General features: G+C 56.6%; 18 protein-coding genes. 9 read left to right on the top strand and 9 right to left on the bottom strand.

Annotated features, from left to right (window positions below):
* Window positions 1–81: 81 nt before the first annotated feature.
* Together E1180_RS02410 and E1180_RS02405 are read left to right on the top strand one after the other, a co-directional pair.
* Window positions 82–609 carry a DUF3833 family protein gene (locus tag E1180_RS02410; RefSeq protein ID WP_155189491.1) on the top strand — a complete coding sequence of 176 codons (528 nt, stop codon included), beginning with the start codon at window positions 82–84 and terminating at the stop codon, window positions 607–609.
* 140 nt (window positions 610–749) lie between these two features.
* Window positions 750–2168, top strand: coding sequence for an MltF family protein (locus E1180_RS02405; RefSeq protein ID WP_196220508.1), 1419 nt, complete (start codon window positions 750–752; stop codon window positions 2166–2168).
* A gap of 13 nt (window positions 2169–2181) precedes the next feature.
* Here the strand turns inward: E1180_RS02405 and E1180_RS02400 are convergent, their stop codons facing one another.
* Window positions 2182–2766, bottom strand: a complete 585-nt coding sequence (locus tag E1180_RS02400) for an NAD(P)H-dependent oxidoreductase (protein ID WP_155189489.1) — start codon at window positions 2764–2766, stop codon at window positions 2182–2184.
* 134 nt (window positions 2767–2900) lie between these two features.
* Here E1180_RS02400 and E1180_RS02395 point away from each other — a divergent pair, with 134 nt between their 5' ends.
* Window positions 2901–3545, top strand: coding sequence for a TetR/AcrR family transcriptional regulator (locus E1180_RS02395; RefSeq protein ID WP_155189488.1), 645 nt, complete (start codon window positions 2901–2903; stop codon window positions 3543–3545).
* A 31-nt stretch (window positions 3546–3576) separates the two neighbouring features.
* Here the strand turns inward: E1180_RS02395 and E1180_RS02390 are convergent, their stop codons facing one another.
* Complete coding sequence (locus E1180_RS02390; protein WP_155189487.1) at window positions 3577–4059, bottom strand: YcgN family cysteine cluster protein; 483 nt, start codon at window positions 4057–4059, stop codon at window positions 3577–3579.
* A 187-nt stretch (window positions 4060–4246) separates the two neighbouring features.
* Between E1180_RS02390 and E1180_RS02385 the strand changes: the two genes are divergently transcribed.
* The 3 genes from E1180_RS02385 to E1180_RS02375 are packed head-to-tail and all read left to right on the top strand — an operon-like array spanning window position 4247 to window position 7694.
* Window positions 4247–6457 (top strand): transglycosylase domain-containing protein, encoded by a 2211-nt coding sequence (locus E1180_RS02385; RefSeq protein ID WP_155189486.1) that lies wholly within the window; start codon window positions 4247–4249, stop codon window positions 6455–6457.
* Window positions 6454–7140 (top strand): DUF1214 domain-containing protein, encoded by a 687-nt coding sequence (locus E1180_RS02380; protein ID WP_155189485.1) that lies wholly within the window; start codon window positions 6454–6456, stop codon window positions 7138–7140. The genes E1180_RS02385 and E1180_RS02380 overlap by 4 nt, the downstream gene beginning before the upstream one ends.
* Complete coding sequence (locus tag E1180_RS02375; RefSeq protein ID WP_155189484.1) at window positions 7137–7694, top strand: DUF1254 domain-containing protein; 558 nt, start codon at window positions 7137–7139, stop codon at window positions 7692–7694. The genes E1180_RS02380 and E1180_RS02375 overlap by 4 nt, the downstream gene beginning before the upstream one ends.
* Window positions 7695–7754: 60 nt before the next feature.
* On the opposite strand, the gene E1180_RS02370 is transcribed toward E1180_RS02375, so the two are convergent.
* The 3 genes from E1180_RS02370 to E1180_RS02360 form a co-directional block, all read right to left on the bottom strand.
* Window positions 7755–9326 carry a tetratricopeptide repeat-containing sulfotransferase family protein gene (locus tag E1180_RS02370; RefSeq protein WP_155189483.1) on the bottom strand — a complete coding sequence of 524 codons (1572 nt, stop codon included), beginning with the start codon at window positions 9324–9326 and terminating at the stop codon, window positions 7755–7757.
* Window positions 9327–9520: 194 nt separating this feature from the next.
* Window positions 9521–10384 carry a hypothetical protein gene (locus tag E1180_RS02365; protein WP_208996863.1) on the bottom strand — a complete coding sequence of 288 codons (864 nt, stop codon included), beginning with the start codon at window positions 10382–10384 and terminating at the stop codon, window positions 9521–9523.
* Window positions 10385–10443: 59 nt separating this feature from the next.
* On the bottom strand, window positions 10444–10653 hold the full coding sequence (locus E1180_RS02360; RefSeq protein WP_155189482.1) for a hypothetical protein: 210 nt from the start codon (window positions 10651–10653) through the stop codon (window positions 10444–10446).
* A 190-nt stretch (window positions 10654–10843) separates the two neighbouring features.
* Between E1180_RS02360 and E1180_RS02355 the strand changes: the two genes are divergently transcribed.
* Entirely contained in the window at window positions 10844–11995 is a 1152-nt protein-coding gene (locus E1180_RS02355; RefSeq protein WP_155189481.1) for a DUF2336 domain-containing protein, read from the top strand.
* Between the two features lie 78 nt (window positions 11996–12073).
* Here E1180_RS02355 and E1180_RS02350 read toward each other — a convergent pair whose 3' ends face one another.
* From E1180_RS02350 to E1180_RS02340, 3 genes are all read right to left on the bottom strand, one after another.
* The gene (locus E1180_RS02350) at window positions 12074–12454 is read right to left on the bottom strand and encodes a DUF1491 family protein (RefSeq protein WP_155189480.1); all 381 of its coding nucleotides are present in this window, start codon (window positions 12452–12454) and stop codon (window positions 12074–12076) included.
* 65 nt (window positions 12455–12519) lie between these two features.
* Window positions 12520–13269 (bottom strand): peptidoglycan-binding domain-containing protein, encoded by a 750-nt coding sequence (locus E1180_RS02345; protein ID WP_208996861.1) that lies wholly within the window; start codon window positions 13267–13269, stop codon window positions 12520–12522.
* A gap of 8 nt (window positions 13270–13277) precedes the next feature.
* The gene (locus E1180_RS02340; protein WP_155189479.1) at window positions 13278–14801 is read right to left on the bottom strand and encodes a hypothetical protein; all 1524 of its coding nucleotides are present in this window, start codon (window positions 14799–14801) and stop codon (window positions 13278–13280) included.
* A 525-nt stretch (window positions 14802–15326) separates the two neighbouring features.
* Here E1180_RS02340 and E1180_RS02335 point away from each other — a divergent pair.
* Together E1180_RS02335 and E1180_RS02330 are read left to right on the top strand one after the other, a co-directional pair.
* Window positions 15327–15767 carry a DUF5330 domain-containing protein gene (locus tag E1180_RS02335; protein ID WP_155189478.1) on the top strand — a complete coding sequence of 147 codons (441 nt, stop codon included), beginning with the start codon at window positions 15327–15329 and terminating at the stop codon, window positions 15765–15767.
* 246 nt (window positions 15768–16013) lie between these two features.
* The gene (locus tag E1180_RS02330; protein ID WP_155189477.1) at window positions 16014–16445 is read left to right on the top strand and encodes a SufE family protein; all 432 of its coding nucleotides are present in this window, start codon (window positions 16014–16016) and stop codon (window positions 16443–16445) included.
* Between the two features lie 109 nt (window positions 16446–16554).
* On the opposite strand, the gene E1180_RS02325 is transcribed toward E1180_RS02330, so the two are convergent.
* Window positions 16555–16989: a DUF6456 domain-containing protein gene (locus E1180_RS02325; protein ID WP_341873540.1), complete on the bottom strand. Its 435-nt coding sequence runs from the start codon at window positions 16987–16989 to the stop codon at window positions 16555–16557.
* Window positions 16990–17108: the final 119 nt, after the last annotated feature.

Genomic DNA, 17108 nt, shown 5'->3' with positions numbered 1-17108 from the left:
CAGCTGCCATCTGATCCGCTAATCTGATGCCGGGCCGAAGACGTACTCTCTTGTGTCTTCAACAAACCGGGTTTCCAATTGATGCCAATCCAGTTTCACCGCCTCTTTGCCGCAATTTGCATCCTGGTCTTATCCTACTTGACGAGTGCGTCCGCTGACAGCAGCCAGCCGCTTGTCCTTGAGAAGTTCTTTCAGGGCAAAACAATCGGCAAGGGCGTTTTCGAAAGCGATATTGCCGGTGTCCGCCGCCCCTTCACGGTCTATCTGACCGGCACCTGGTCACCTGCAACGTCCATGTTCCGCCTTCGGGAGGACTTCGTCTACGAGGATGGCGAACGCGACACCAAGACTTGGTTTTTCGAGAAGCTGTCAGACGGACGCTACATCGGTCACCGTTCCGATGTTATCGGCCAGGTTCTTGTCCTTCAGGGCGAAGATGGCGCCCTCAGATTTTCCTATATCGCGGATGTTCCCAGGGGAGACGGGTCTATTCTCCTAAGATTTGACGACACCTTGACGCAAGTTGACCGGCGTACGGTTCGCAACACGGCAAGAGTTCTGAAGGCTGGAATTCTGGTCGGAACAGTGGACCTGACCTTTGCGCGCTGACCCTGCCCAACTGGGTGTCCGGCGCCACACACCAAGCTTGACTTGAATGCTTCACACAAGCAGGGCTTACTGAGGCAAAGGTCATGGCGCCGGAGACCGTTCAAATGCTTTTATTCCGTTCCGCTTTTATAGCAATTGCTATGTTTCTCGCCGTTGTGCCGTTTGCAGGTTCGGCTTCGGCATTCGAGCAGGATCTCGGTGCGGAACTGGAAGCCAATTTGCGCAAACCTTTCCATGGGGATTTCGAAGACATCCAAAAACGCGGATATCTGCGCGCTCTGGTACCATTCTCAAAGACATTCTTCTTTATCGACAAGGGCCAGCAGCGCGGCACAAGCGTCGATATGATGGCCGAGTTCAAGAAGTTTCTCGATAAGCGCCACGGCTCGAAAAAATTCAAAAACGCCATCGTTCTTCTTCCCACGCCGCGCGAAAATCTATTCTCCGATCTGGCCGCAGGCAAAGGGGATATTGCGCTCGGCAACCTGACGATCACGCAAGAACGGCAAAAGCTAGTCGATTTTTCGGACCCAATTTACAACAAGGCCCACGAGGTCCCCCTCACCAATGACGGTTTTGGCGCTCTGGCGTCAGCCGATGATCTGTCGGGACAAGACGTCCATGTGAGGCTCTCCTCCAGCTATGCCGATAGCCTTCAAAAGCTGAATGCCAAACTGAAAGCGGCTGGGAAGGCCCCGGTCAACATTGTGCCGGTTGATGAAAAGCTCGAGGACGAAGATCTGCTGGAGCTGGTGCAGGCTGGCACGATACCGCTCATCATCATCGATGAGCACAAAGCCGATTTCTGGATGCAAATCCTTGACGGTCTCAAAACCCATCCAGATGCCGCAATCCGGACGGATGCGCAGATCGCATTCGCGGTGCGCAAGGATGCTCCCAACCTCCTTGCCGAGATGAACGCGTTCGCAAAAACGGTCGAAAAGGGAACATTGCTTGGGAACATCATCCTGAAGCGGTATCTGACCGATGCGGGCTACCTCAAAAAGCTCCAGTCGGAAGACAAGGCAACCGCCTTCGAAAACCTGTCCGGTCTCTTCAAAAAATACGGCGATAAATACTCGGTTGACTGGCTTTTGATTGCCGCACAGTCCTATCAGGAGAGCCGGTTTGACGAAAAGGCTCATAGCAACGCTGGTGCGGTCGGTCTCATGCAAATCAAGCCGTCGACAGCCGCGGGCAGTCCAATTGAGATAAAGGGGGTTGCCACAAATCCGGACCGCAATGTCGAAGCCGGTGTGAAATACCTGACGTACCTCGCCAATACCTATTTCGATGATCTGAAGGGCGATCCTGCCAATCAATTGTTCTTCGCCCTGGCCGCGTATAATGCGGGCCCGGCGCGGTTTGATAAGATCCGCCGGGAGGCCAAAAACGCGGGCTACGATCCGGACAAGTGGTTCGGGAATGTTGAATGGATTGTCGGCCGGAGGATCAGCTATGAGCCGGTCAAGTATGTCGGCAACATCTACAAGTACTATGTGATTTTTTCAAAGGAAGCGGAACGGCGCCAAACGGGGGCTGACACCAGTTCCGATTGATGGACTATCAACCTTAGCTGCTGGGTTTCGCCCCCAGCTTTCGTGCACGTTCCAGCATCTTTTCCCGCTCTGCTTCGGAAGACCCGCGGATGGTGGAGAACCAGGAATAGCGTTTCATTTTGAGGCCGCAGAAATCTAGGATCTGCATTTTTGTCTGCTTCTTGATCCCGGCACCGTAAACCCATCTGAAAAACCAACCCGGTGTGTCCGAGCTCACCAGAACTTCGGAGGTGCGGCCCTTGAGCAATTTCTCGGGCAAAGGCTTGCCTTTGACATATTGGAACGCCAGCCCTGGGAGAAAAACCCGGTCGATCAAGCCTTTGAGCTTGGCTGGCATGCCACCCCACCAAAGCGGGTGGGTGAGGACGAGATGATCACACCATTCCAGATTCTGCCAGAACGCCTCAAGATCCGGTTCCCAGGGTTTTGCATCCCGGAAGCTGGACACACCGAAATCTGAATCAAAACGCAGAGCAGAGACCTGCTGGACTCTCACCTCATGTCCATGGGTTCTTGCGGAATCCGTGTACCCCTGCGCCAACGCCCCACAAAAACTCTTCTTCGCCGGATGACCATTCAAAACCAGTATTTTAACCATCAATCCAACTCCAACAGTTCCAGCCTTGGGAAAGATGTTAACCACAGGCTAATTGACCATGGTCATTTTTTGCAAGAAGTATTGTTGTGGGTCAACCCTTATTTTGACCATGGTCAATTATTGTGAGCGCAAATATGAAACCCGGCGCGAGCCCCCGGAAACAACAAACCCGAACCGCCATCACACGTGCCCGTCTCCTACATGCCGCGGGTGTATTGGCCAATGGGAAGCGGCTGGATGATCTCACGGCGGAAGCAATTGCAAAGGAGGCCGGGGTCGCGAAAGGGACGCTCTTCGCCCATTTCGGTGACATGGACGGGCTTTTTTCACATCTTTTGCTGGGACAGTTACAGCAGTTCCGCATGGCGGCTGAGGAAGAAACACTGCCATCACCGGCGAATTTGGCAGACCCCGTTGGGGCACTGACAGACCAGGTCATGGCACTTTTGACCATCATCACTGAAAGTCGAACCATGCTTCGGCTTTTCATGGAAAACATTGGCGTGACAAAAGGCCATTGCGCGCCGGAATTCGCCGAGCAGCTGGATGCTCTTGGCATTAAGATCGCGGCCTTCTTAAAGGCCTGGCAAGCGTCGCAAACCGTAATTCCCCAGCTTCGCCAAGACCGTTCGCCAGAAGAGATGCTTGAGGGCGTTTATGCGTTCCTGATACATGGCGCCGTTCTATACAGCTCCTATCAGATCGATGATCGTGACCTCATCCGGGCCCGCCTCTACCGCCATATTGAGGCGTTGCTGATCCCCGTGGCACCAAAATAAGACCGCGCACCTCGAAGGATGCGGCTGCCGCCTAGTCGACCGGCTCTGCCGGCCAGGCAACAACGTGGTGTTCGTACGCTTCAAGCGGCATACCGTCTTCAGGAACAGTGCGGCCCCTCACCGAAACGCCTGCTTGATGAACGGTCTCGGGATCTCCGGAGACAAGCGGGTGCCACCAGTAAAGGTCACGACCGGCACGGACCAGCCGATACGCACAGGTCGGCGGCAACCAGGTCAGGGTGCGAACCTCTTCCGGTGTCAGCTGAATACAGTCGGGGACAGTTGCGGCCCTGTTCGGATAATCCCGGCACCGGCAGCTGTCACCATCCAGAAGGGTACAGGCCACATCGGTCCAAACGATTTCACCCGTGTCGTAGTCTTCCAGCTTGTTCAGGCAACAGCGCGCGCACCCGTCGCACAATGATTCCCATTCCGGCTGGGACATTTGCTCCAGCGTCTTTGTCTTCCAGAAGGGACGGGCACCGCCTTGCGTATCGGCTGGGGGATGGTTCATTGCTGGTCTTCTTCGGTGTTCGGATCTGGGAGCGCGTACCATGAAGTCCGGAAACCCGCAAGACGCCGTCATTTGCAGAGTTTGTGATTGGTTTTCCAAGGGAAAGGGTGCTTTCTTAAACCTTGCCGGTTACTGTTTTCCAGATATGGAAAACGAAGTATTTTGACCTGACACAGATTCTCCTAACATGGGCGTCGGCGTGACCAACGAACCTGACACATCAAAACCAGACGAACCGGAGAAGCCGGTCAAGCGGAACCGTATCCGCAGGTTCTTTCTCGGTCTGGATGCATCGGTCGACACCGGACTGTGGCAGCTTGGCACCGGTTTCAGGAAAACCGTTGAAGGATATGATGCGTTTCTCCGCCGTTTCCGGGCAAAGGGCATCTGGCGGGGATTGGCGGAGTTAGGCTCGGACGGGCTCACCTTCGGGGTGCTAGGGCTCGTGGTTGCCCTCGCCTTTGCACAGCCTGCTTTTGAAGTCACACGATATGCCGACTGGAAGACAACGGACGATTTCGCCGTGACCTTCCTCGACAGGTTCGGCAATGAGATCGGCCGCCGCGGCATTGTGCTGAACGACAGCGTTCCATTGGACGAACTGCCGGATTCCTTGATCAAGGCCACGCTGGCAACCGAAGACCGGCGGTTTTTCTACCACTTCGGGATCGATTTGGTCGGCACCTTCCGGGCCATGGTTGAGAACGCCCGTGCGGGCGGGGTCGTTCAGGGCGGATCGTCCATTACCCAGCAGCTTGCCAAGAACCTCTTCCTGACAAATGAACGCAGCTTGATCCGGAAAATCCGGGAAGCCTATCTCGCTCTTTGGCTCGAGGCCAATTTGTCAAAGCAGGAAATCCTGAAGCTTTATCTTGACCGGGCCTATATGGGCGGCGGTGTATTTGGCGTGACGGCCGCCGCGGAATTTTACTTTAACAAGAATGTCCGGGAACTCACGCTTGCAGAAAGCGCCATGCTTGCCGGGCTCTACAAGGCGCCCACCAAATACGCACCGCACATCAACCTTCCGGCGGCCCGCGCAAGGGCGAACGAGGTCCTGACCAACATGGTCCAGGCGGATTTCCTGACAGAAGGCCAGGTCATCGGCGCACGGCGCAACCCTGCCCTGGCGGTTGACCGGTCACAGGAACAACTGCCCGAATATTTTCTCGACTGGGCGCTGGAAGAGGTGAAGAAACTCGCCCGCAGGATGCCGGAAATGTCCCGTGACCGGATCGTGACCGTGCGGACGACGTTTGATCCTGCGCTTCAAAAACAAGCTGATCTCGCGATTGAAACGGTCTTGCGCGAAAACGGAAAACTCAGGGATGTCAGCGAAGCGGCCATGGTTGCCATGACAACCGACGGCGGTGTTGTGGCCATGGTCGGTGGCAGTTCATACGGTGAGAGCCAGTTCAACCGGGCGGCGAACGCGTTGCGCCAGCCCGGTTCCTCCTTCAAGCCGTTCGTATACATGGCTGCGTTCATGAACGGCTTCGACAAGGAGAGCATTGTTCCGGACCGGCCATTCTGTCTGGGAAACTGGTGCCCGCGCAACTATGGACGGAATTATCGCGGCCCAGTCACGTTGAAGACCGCCCTCACCAAGTCGATCAACACGATACCGGTCCGCCTGGCCCAATCCATAGGGCGTGAGACCATCATCGACACAGCTTACATGATGGGCATCACCCATGAACTGGAGAACTCGGTGTCCCTGCCGATCGGATCTTCCGAGGTGACGGTAATCGACATGGCGTCTTCCTACTCCGCGCTTGCCAATGGCGGTTACAAGGCAAGCGCCTACACAATTTTAGAAGTGAAAAACAGCAATGGACGGACGCTGTACCAGCGCGAGCGGACTGCACCGAGCCCGGAGCGCATTCTGCCAGAAGAAAAAGTCCATGAGATCAACGAAATCCTTGTGAATGTCGTGGAAGCGGGAACGGCGCGCCGGGCAAGGATCGACGGGGTCGTTGCAGCGGGAAAAACAGGCACTACCAACGCCTACCGGGATGCATGGTTTGTCGGCTACACGGGGAATTTCACGACCGCCGTCTGGTTCGGCAACGACGATTTCACGTCGACCCGCCGTGTTACGGGCGGCAGCCTGCCCGCCATGGCCTGGCAGAGCTTCATGGAATATGCTCACAACGGAATTGAACTGGCCGCAATGCCCGGGGTAACACCGGACACCTTGCCGCGCCTTTCAGCGCCCTCAAGAGTTTTGACCGCACAAGCGCCGGAAAATGCCGCCCAGCCGCGGGTTCTGAAGCGGCGCACACAATTCCTGCTCCAACGGATCGGCACGACCATGCGTGACCTGCTGCCCAAAACACAGGCTGCCAATGCCGGGACGCAAGACCCTGACAAGACGGATGTTGCCGCAGTCCAATGAGCGATCAAAACCGCCTGCCCTTTTCTGCCTATAGTGAAACTGGTTGGCAGGATGAAAAACTCCCGCCGATCATCCGGCCGCACCGCAGCCATCCGATCCGGACCCTGGCAAGCTTTCTTCTGGTTCTGGTCGCAGCGGCCCTTCTGGGAATCATCTCAGCCTATCTCATTGTTGAGCGGGAACAGCCCCTGGACGCAGTCAGGCTTGGGCCTTGGGCGGCCTATCCCAATGCCGGCACACCCGAAGCCGACCCTTACTCCGTTGCGATCTACACCCGGGGCGCGGTTATTCCGCTGGCAATCGGCGAAGGCCTCGCGCTGACGGCGCGCGAGGACAGCGCTGGCCGAGAGCTTGACCCGACCTGCATTTATCGCATCGCCGGCCAGACGCCGACGGCACGTTTATGGACGCTTACGGCCGTCGATGGCCGGGGGCGGCTAACCGAAACCCTTCCCGGACGGACTCATCTGGTCAGCAACGCACTTCTGCGCGATAGCGACGGAACGTTTGAGATCGTGGCTGCCCGCGATCCGAAATCCGGGAATTGGCTTCCGCTGTCAGCCAATGCGTCGGCAAGCGACGGCCTGAGATTTGTTCTGCGCCTTTATGATGCGCCAGTCACAACCGGTGCGGCTCTGGACGGTGTTTCCATGCCGTTGATCGAGAGGCTCGCCTGTCCATGACCCTCTCCCTGCGCTTCAGCCTTATCATCGGTATCCTTGCAACTCTGTGCCTTGCCGCGATCATCCATATTCTGGTGGTGCTGAGCATCCCGCAGAACGTTCAGCACAGTGCCTATGACAACATCTCCGGTTATGGCCCCGACCGGCAATTCAATCTGCTCCCGGACACCCGGCCAGGACAAGAACCCCTGCCCGATCTGGACCCGGCAATGAAACATGCCGCCTGCCGCTTTGACCTGCAAAATGGACCGGTCCTGTTTGATGCGCGGATCCCGGTCCCGTTCTGGTCGATAGGACTCTTCAATTCGAGCGGAGAGACAATCTACAGCTTGAACAATAGGACCGCCGGCGCAGAACGCCTCTCCATGCTGGTCTTGACCCCGGAACAGCTATCGATCCTGCGTGAAAACCCGCCGGAGAACCTGGACGAGCTGATCGTTCTTGAAGTCGAACAGACAAGCGGGTTTGGTCTTTTGCGGGCTTTTGTTCCCCATCCCTCAAAAGCGGACAGCATTGACGACGCCCTTACAGAAGCCAGCTGCCGCACGCTCTAGGCAATCGCTTCAATATCAACCGGGCGGCAGATGATTTTTTGGTCCCGTGCCAGGTTCTGTCTAAGTCTTGGGTGCGAGGGGCCCGAGGCTTTCAAAAAGCGGTTTGAGTGTATCCCTGTGCTTTTTCCAACGCCCGATGGAAGACCGGAAGATTGGGCTGCGCACCTGCACATTCGAAAACGTCGTAACCGGTGTCTCGTTCTTATGGAAATCCAGACATCCCGGCTCCCATTCCAGCCCTATGTGCCCGATGAGGGCTTTTGACTCCGCCTCCTGATCCTCAACCAGCTTCTCATAGTTCAGCTGATAGATTTTGCCCGGAAGCACTTTCTGCCAGTGCTCCATGAGATCGGCATAGATCCGGTAATAGTGACCGAGGATGTCCGGTGTGACCGTGTAGTTATGCGCCGGTGACAGGGAATGGGTCAGCAAGGACACGCATGTGTCCGCCGGTGTGCGCTCACAATGGACAAGTGTTGCTTTCGGGAACAGAACACCGATCAACCACAGCATCTCGAAGTTATGAGGCATCTTGTCTGTGACATGGGCCGAACGGCGGTCGATCCCGTCCAGAATGGCAAGATATTGCCGCGCAAATGTCCGGTACTCCTTCGGCCCCAATCCTCTCAAACGGGTTTCCAAGGCGGCACTTGGCCGGGCCTTCAGTCCAAGCTCGTCCTGCAAATGCCGGAAGTAAGACAGTTCGCCCCCGCTTGAAACGCGTGAATGGGAGGAGACAATCTGCTCAACAAGGGTGGTTCCGGACCGCGGCATGCCGAAGATTAACAGCGGCCGGGCCGTGTCATTTGCAAACTCAGCCCGCTCACGGAAGAAGTCTTCATTGAAGACAGACTTCATGAAATCGATCCGCTCCTTATGCGCCCCGAGATCGAACGGCTGATAAGATAAGCTTCGGGCTTTCTGGTAATGAATATCCGACTTCGGGACATCGCCGAGATCGCTGTAAATCTTGCCAGCTGCCCAGTGCAGACCTGCCTGATCGGGCGCGGCGCGCCCCGTTCCATCCGCGATTAAGGCTTCAATCTGGTCGAGCTCTTCAGGGCGTTCCTTGTACTTTTTGGCCAAGGTCAGCGTGTTGTAGACCGCGGGGAGTTCTTTTCCCGCTGAAATCGCTTTTTGCAGCCAGTCCATCGCTGCATCGACATTGCCAATCGTGATCTCCAGTTGCCCCATGCCATGGAGCGCGTACCCGTTTTCAGGATCGATGCGAAGCGCATTCTCATAGCTCTGACGGGCCATGACCGGTTGCCGCTTGATCCTGTAAAGATCGCCAAGCTGTCCATGAATATCGGCGTTCTTGGGGGCCAGGCTGGAGGCCTTTCTCAAAGCGGCCTGGGCATTGGGCAAATCGCCCGCATTCATAAGGGCCAGTCCAAGCAGCTGATGAACCATCGGCTGTTTTCCGGCCTTGCGGGCCGCCGTTTGCAAATGATTGATGGCAAGCCCGATATTGCCGGTCTGATAGGCTGCAATCCCGAGGGAAAAGTTCGCCTGAGGGTGTTTGGGGTCCAGCGTGAAAACTTCCTGGAAGATGCCCAATGCGGGCTCGATACGCCCTGCTTGCTGAAGGGCCATGGCTTCCTGCACAAGCCGGTCGACTTTCGAATTCATGAAGTTCTCCGCAATACCTGAATTGAGACCCTTGGTAGGAAAAATGCCGCTAGCCGGAGAGTGTCTCCAACTCAAAGCGCCACACCATTTCGGTGGCACCCCCGGTCATCCGTGTTTGGATTTTGACGGAACGCATCAGTCTCCGTGCCGTCCAAACGCGGATGGTAGCTTCTAACAAGTTGGAAAAAGGCCGTCTACTTTTGAACCGGGGGCCGTTCCGTGCCCCAGCTCTTGAAGATGCGTGAGCGGCGCACAGGCGGGTCGGCTGCGGAGAGCCCGCTGCTATCGCAACCGGCTTCTGCCAACTGCACTTGCCCCTCGAGCTGACGGATAGCCTGGTTGACCTTCCACAAGCGGTCCTGGCTTGGGGTTTCTACTTCGAGACTGTCCAGGGCCTTCTTGTAGGCGGTGATCCGGAACCGCAATGCCTGCCCAACCCATTTGGTCATGACCCGGTTTTCCCAGACCCGCGCTTTGGCCCCTTCGTACATTTCTTCGGTGGTCAGCTGTTTTGTATCCAGTACGCGCAGACGCTCATCATCAGCCTTCCGGACACGCAAGGCGACTTCACAGAACGGCAGCACCAAATCCGCATCGCCGGTGGCATCCGACGCGATCTTGTCATACCGCGCATCCGATGATTTGAACTTGTCGGATCGAAGGTAGAGATAATAGAGGTCGACCGGAACGCGGCCCTCGGTTTCGGGCAGGACGCGGGTCCGGGCCAGCTCCACCATCGTCCCGCCGATCCAGTCTTTCGTCCAGGGCGGGCGGATCAGCGTCCAGCCGCGGTCACGCAGCAGTTTTTCATCATTGGTGTAATTGAATTTTGAAACCGGATCGCCGCGCAAGCGGGCGGCTTGCTCCCCGGTTGCCGGCATGAACTTGTCATGGATCACCGAGGGTCTTGCACGATCGAAGTCGCCGGTTGGCCGAACGCATGCAGAAAGCCCGGCGGCGATTGTCACACCACAGGCAAGCGCCATAAAGCGCTTGATGTCCGCTGTTTTCCAGCGTGACCCGAAGCTGTCCGGGTTCTTTGCCTGCCGGCGGCCCATGGGGCGTTTCTCCAAACGAAGGTCTTCAGACTGAACTGCGGCTGGAGAGGCTTGAACCGTCAGTCCTTGTCGGAGCCTGTTGGTCCAGCAGCCTTACCGATGGTCGCGATTCGCGCGGCAAGATCAAGCTGATGATGCTCGTAACGGACACCTGGAAAGAGGATAACTTCGCCAGATGCTGCCGCCGTGGCCGAGCGGTTGATGCTAGTACGATGGCCCACACGCGCAGCGGGCCTTTGTGCGGACGTGAAATCCAACAAGGTGCCCATCGTCTCCTCCTTCGGTTCCCGAGCCGCACGGCAGTATTACCAGGCGGGGTCGGTCAAACGGGCGACGCATTACATTCTGAAGTTCTATTAAGTGAATGTCAGGGTTAATGGGATCCTAACGATTTTAGCGCAATTTGATGGAAACCGTCTTTTTCGGCGGCCCGCTCATCTGTTTTAGTCACCGAGTGTCATGCGCCAAACCCAGAACCCTGATCAGCTCTTGCCCTATTCTTCCGCAACAAGACCAGAGCTCAACGAAAGCAAGACAGCCCTGAATGTGCTGTTGCCGGCTGTAGAGCTTTTCGTGAGCAAATCCGGGTACACCACTGAAGAGACAAAAGTTTTTTCCGAACTGGCATGCAACCTGATTGTCAAGACACCGCTGGAAGACCGAAGGCGAATTGCATCGCTTTTGACCCGCTATGCCTACACCCCCGCAGAAGTACTGAATGCTCTAGCGGCAGACGAAGACCCTTTAACTGCCTATCCGGCACTTCGATACAGCCCGGACCTTTCTGTGGATCTTTTGGCAGCCCGTGCTGAAACCGCGGATGATGCTTTGGGAAAGGCAATTGCGAACAGGACCTCGTTGACCGATTCGGTGATCACAGCGCTCTGCAAGACTGGAGGCCCGGGAACCATCCGGATCCTGCTGGAGCGCGACGACATTACCTTGAGCCCAACCCAAAAGGCGCTGCTGACCAGGCGGAGCGAAATCGTGAAATCGCTTGGCCTTGAAATGGCAGGACGGGACGCACTGGATTCCGATGGTCTGATCGGGCAGTTTTTGCACTTGCCACCCTCCTTGAAGGCCAAGGCCATAGCGGCAGCTGAAACCGCAAGCCTCATTCGCACGGCACAGACACCGCCGCTTCCGCGCCGCCAAAGCCTCAACACAGCTCAATTGCGCCTGCAAGGCGCGATCCTCAAAGCCGCAATGGTGCAAAACTACAGACGGGTTTCAGATTACATGGCCCAAGGTTTGAGCCTTCCTCAGACCGTGACAGACATGCTTCTCCACATCGACCAATCCGACGGACTGACGGTTGCGCTGAAAGCGCTGAGAATGGACAGGAACCGGACAACCACGATTTTGATCCGCATGCTGGGCGAACACCTATCCTTGAATGAAATCCGGCTGTTGCTTCGGTTTCACCGGAACCTGAGCGCCGGTGCTGCTGAAATACTCGTGGGCCGTTGGAGCATGCAGCCACATGATGCCAACAACGGCAGTGCTAGAAGCGTCCATCAGTATCAGGAATCGAAGCGCTCGCGCAGCCAGCAGGCCGACCGGAGAGACCGGCCGTCCATGGGCGCAGGTTCCGTTCAAAAGACCGCCTGATGCCGGTTTCGCACGCTGCTCTTTCTTGGGCTAATCCTCGAAAACGGTGACTGTGGCTTGCTGCGCGGTCCACAATCCCTAGAGTTTGAAGTACCGGTCTGCAGGGTTTTCCGGCGCCTCGTCCTCTGCCAAGGGCAAATCGATACGCCCGTCGCGCGCTTCAACCTCAATCACCCAATAGTCCGGGTCTATTCGTGATTCACGGCCCAACCGGTCATCAACCTGCTCCCGGTCAGCTTTGGAAAGTAGCGGTTCAAAGAGCCGTCCATCGACCGGCGCGGTAAACATTGCCTGCGGTGCAGGACCATAAAAATCAAAACTTCCATCCAGGCGGTCCACCAGGACGAACACGGCTCCCGCTTCCGGGGCACCGCGTTTTGAAACTGCGGCAAACCCACCCTCTGTGAAAATGCAGCGGACCAATGCACTTGCATACAAATCTGATGTAACCCGCATCATGACACCCGGTTGTTGCCGTCTGGCTCTGTTTCTGCGCCGGTTACTTTAACTCTTTTCACGAACCATCAATTTGTAATTCTTTGGCCGCTGACCATCTCGAGCCGCTCGATTGTTTTTGCCCCGGGCGCTCCAGTCAGCGGCAGCCCCCTGTCAAATTCAAACCGCTTGATGGCTGCCGCCGTGTTTGCGCCCATCACACCATCAACGTCCAAGGGACCATAACCGAGATCAGCAAGAACCATCTGTATCTGTTTCAGCCGCGGATCGGTATCGACCGGAGCGTTGCTTTCCCGGGTGGTTACAGCGGCAGCAGTTCCCGATACACTTGGTTTTGACCTGGGAACCGGTACATCTGCTTCGGCGGGAACATCACGATGCATCAGGATCAGTGCCAGCAGCGCCTCGGTTACCTTTCCGGTTTCGATTTGCCCTGCCTTGCGCTCAAACGCACGGACAGCGCGCTCCGTTGCCGGACCGCGCACCCCATCCAACGGCCCCTCATAGAGGCTAAGCTTGCGAAGTGCGATTTGAACATCCAGAACCAGCGTTGAGATTTCCTGGATCTCCGGCTGCATCACCCGGTCAGATGGTTCAGGTACGGCAGCGGCGTCCAGACGGTCTCTGGTCACAAACAATGGCGCTGGATGACGTCCGGGCTGAAGTCCAATCGCGTTGGCGATGATCAGACAAGCGGTTAAACCCATCACCACGGTTCCACCGGCCGCAACCGGATTGTCACGCGCCGCCGTTCCGGCCCGTCCCATCATGCCATCAGCCTGTTTCGGCTGTATTGCCTTTTTGCTTCTGCGAGCCACTACGCCGATTATCCTGCTTTCTGAATTGGTGACTGGACAGTGCTCTTCAGTTCAGAGCCATCGGCCAGCATGGCCGTTGGAAGATGAACCGGAAAACTGATGATAATCCGGTCTCCGGATCCGAGTGTCCGGTCGATCCTAAGATCCGCCCCCGCCTGCTTCAGCTGCAAACCGGCTTTGTTGACCACGGCGTCTGACGGCCAGCAGCTCCATTTGAGCGCCGCATTCGGCTGGCTCACGCTTAGCTTGACCTCCACCCGCGCGCCCAGACGGGATGCATGAATGCTGACTTGGGCGTCCCGTTCTGCGGTTTCGATCATTGTGAAGACCAAAACGCACATGGCTTGCCGCAACAGGCCGCCATCGGCGGAGATTTCAGGCAGTCCCTCAAGGCCTTCCGGCTGGAGCGTGACACCTGCCTTTTCAGCCGCGGGTGCGAGCATAGAACAGATACGCTCCGAGACGTCTGCCAAACGGACCTGGCGCATGGCAGCCGGGGGAGCACCTTTAGGAACGGCATGGTCACTCAAAACGCCCTGGAAATCTTGCAAGGTTGCTCTGGCGGCCACAATGGCAGCATCGAGGTCGCCATTAGCTGGAGACCGATGCGACGCATGCACTTGCTCAACCCTTGAAAGAGCGTCCCAATGGCGCTGCGCAAGCAGCTGCATGAGATCTGACGTTACTGACTTTTCGCCGGCCTGGTTTTGCTCGGCCAAGGGCTCTGCATCTGCCTCTGAAATCCTGAGCGCTATAAGGACGGGAAAGTCCCTTGATCCGCCATTGCCCGGCTTCAAACCCGGATCCGCACTTAAGCGCACCTGCATGCTCTGATGGGTCGCCTGCCCCGCTTCTCCCGGAAGTTCCTCTCCCGTGCGGATGCGCAAACAAAAAGATACCGGATTGCCGGTTTCCCGGACATTGGAATACTGCGTGAGAAACAGAGGACGATCTGCAACATGTACCCGATGGAACAGCCAGTCCGACCCGGCTCTTGCAGGAGCCGCACCGAAAATCTCCGCCGCCGGTCCGCCCAGTACTTGAACCTTGCCACCGTCTGAGAGTTCCCCAACGACATCAGAGCCAAGGGTGCTCAGCGTTTCAAATTTGCGATTTGACCAAGCCACAAGTTCCCGAGCCGTTTGGCGGTCCGAAGCGATCCGCAACGCAAGAACGCCGGCATATACGACTGCCGCAAAAACGGTTACAGCCTGAGCAAACGGCGGCACCGGGCCAACTATAGGGGCAATTGGAGCCAATATCGCCAACCCGGTCAGAATGGCAGCCGCAACGCCGGTTACGGTCGCCGCGGTGGTCCTGCGCCCGGCGAATGCGGCTTCAATGGGCGGAAGAACAAGCCACATAATGGCAAACGACTGGAGCCCGCCCGTCAAAAAGCAGATCGCGCCCAGAAATACGGCAAAAAGGATGCCGGACAATCCGATTGCCCGGTCAAGGCACCCTGTCCGGGAAAGATAAAGCGCAAGAGGCCACTGACAGAACATCCAAGCCATAGCCAACAGCGCAGTCACATGTGGCGCTCCGGCAAGCGCAAGGTGCAGAGGCAGAACAAGAAGCGCAACTGCGCCACATCCAAAACAGCTCAGAAAAAAAGATCGGTGCAAAGGAGCCAGAAAAGGATCACCTGCAGCATCGGGATGAATCAGTCCGTCAGACCAATCGACCCAGACACCACAAAAACTTCTCAAATTTTTCAGTAGGTTACGCACTTAACACTCACACGAGACCCGTCCGGACAGATTGCCCGGTTACTACTCGACACTATTGTCTGCGCGACCACTTAAGGAACGATAAAGGATAACTGGCCTTTGGCGTAAAAAAGCGGAAAATCCAATACAGCCAGACAGTTAGTGGAAACTAGATAAAATTTGAATCAATCTCTCAGAAAATTCGCCTTAAATGCATGTTTTATTTTATGAAAATTGGACTTTCTGACTCAACCGGGCGTTCTGATGTGTTTGTTAGTGTGAGTTCATAACAGCTGGTTCTCGAAGAAAGAACCGGCACAGCCTGAACATACTATGGGTAGCAGCGTTATGTTCTTTCTTCTCCGGACAGCCTTCTGGTTGACACTTGTTTTGGTCCTGATACCGCTTGGCTCTGACAAGGCCAGCGAACCTGTAGAGCAGGTTGACCCTGTCTCGGCGTTCCTGGCAGCTCAGGCCACTGTTTCTGATATCGGATCATTTTGTGACCGTAATCCATCAGCTTGCGAGGCTGGCGGCTCCGCACTGAATGTTATCGGAAGCCGGGCGCGCGATGGGGCGCGCATCGTTTACGAATTTCTGGACGACCAGCTGGCCCCTCCAGGGGACGCTCCCGAGATCGTAACCGGGTCGACTAATGTTCTCCCAACGGCCGATATGTTTGCTGCGAACGAAGATACGCACAGCGAAACTCAAACAAAAGTCTCCTCAGAAGAGACGACCTTTGGGCCGGTACCACGGCCCAAACCCCGCTTGGGAACCAGCTCCTGAGTGGGTCTTGCCGGATCCATCCATCGACCTCCGGATGGAAACGGCATTTGCGCCCCCGCTGAAGCGATGTGAACGCACATCGCAAAGACGGCTTCACTTCAGCGGTTCGTCCGCTGCGCCGCAGATGGATAGCTGCCCATTCCATCTGCGGCGTATTTTTATTGTTGCCCAATTTCCCACAACCAGATTGCAAGTTGCCAGCTTCCGGCTATATGAGGCATGAGGCGACACAATAAGACCGGCGATATGGCAACTTCATTCGATGACATTGTAGAAACGTTCGACTTCCTGGACGACTGGGAAGATCGCTACAAATATCTGATCGATCTGGGAAAAGAGCTTCCGGGCCTCGATGACGCGGAAAAGACCGAGTTGAACAAGGTCCGCGGCTGTGTCTCGCAGGTTTGGCTGATTACGTCTGTTGACACGCCAGCGGGCGGCAAACCCGTGATGACTTTTCGCGGCGACAGCGACGCGCTGATCGTGCAGGGCCTCGTCGCCGTCGTGACCGCACTTTTCAGCGGCCGGCCGGCAAATGAGATCCTGGAGACGGATGTCGATGCGGTCTTTAACAAGCTTGGTCTTCAAGAGCACCTGACGCCACAACGCTCAAATGGCCTCAAGTCAATGGTCGGTAGAATCCGCACGGACGCGGAGGCGGCCCTCGCTGCCGCCTGAGCAGGGCGCCCGCACCAATGGATCCCCAAAGACTGCTGAAAGCAGCGACCCTGGCGCATACGGGGTCGGTTGTGATCTCAACGTTATCCCTATAGGGGTTGCGCGAGCTTCAGCCTTTGCCGGGTGGCCCTTGAACGCGTTCCCCATAACGCGTTGCTAGCGAGCTCAAGGCGACCTGCAGCAACAATCTGGCGGATCTGGACGGCCAGTCGCGCTCTGCCTCCACGACTTCCAGTCCTTTGAGATGGCAGCAGACATCAACCGCAACAGATGCCAATACCGGCTCCATGCTTGACAGGATCCGTTGCACCCGTGCGCGCGCCGCAATCACGTCTGTCGTCATGTCGGCCGACCCGGCCTGTGGCCCGCTGCCCGATATCCTCTCTGTCTGCCAACCGCGGCTCAGGGACGGCGTCAATTGCGCGAACGTATAGTCTTCTCGTAACCGTTCGCCTGCCCGCACTTGCTCCGGCTCCAGCAAGGGCCGGCCCGATTTATCCTTGCGGGCGGCATATCGTGCCAAAGGACTCTCCCTTTGGTTCACTTTGATTGGCCCCTCTAAGCCATTTTTTACCGGCTTCTGGCCTGCTTTGGCGAATGAACGATGCTGATCCTGAAAACCGTCCCCACCCGACAGACACCTTTTAAGTGCAAATCGGGCCG

This window comes from Roseibium denhamense (assembly GCF_009711415.1).
GTDB classification, from domain to species: Bacteria; Pseudomonadota; Alphaproteobacteria; order Rhizobiales; family Stappiaceae; genus Roseibium; species Roseibium denhamense.
Note: the sequence above shows the minus strand (reverse complement) of the source record. Positions and strands in the feature narration are given on the sequence as shown.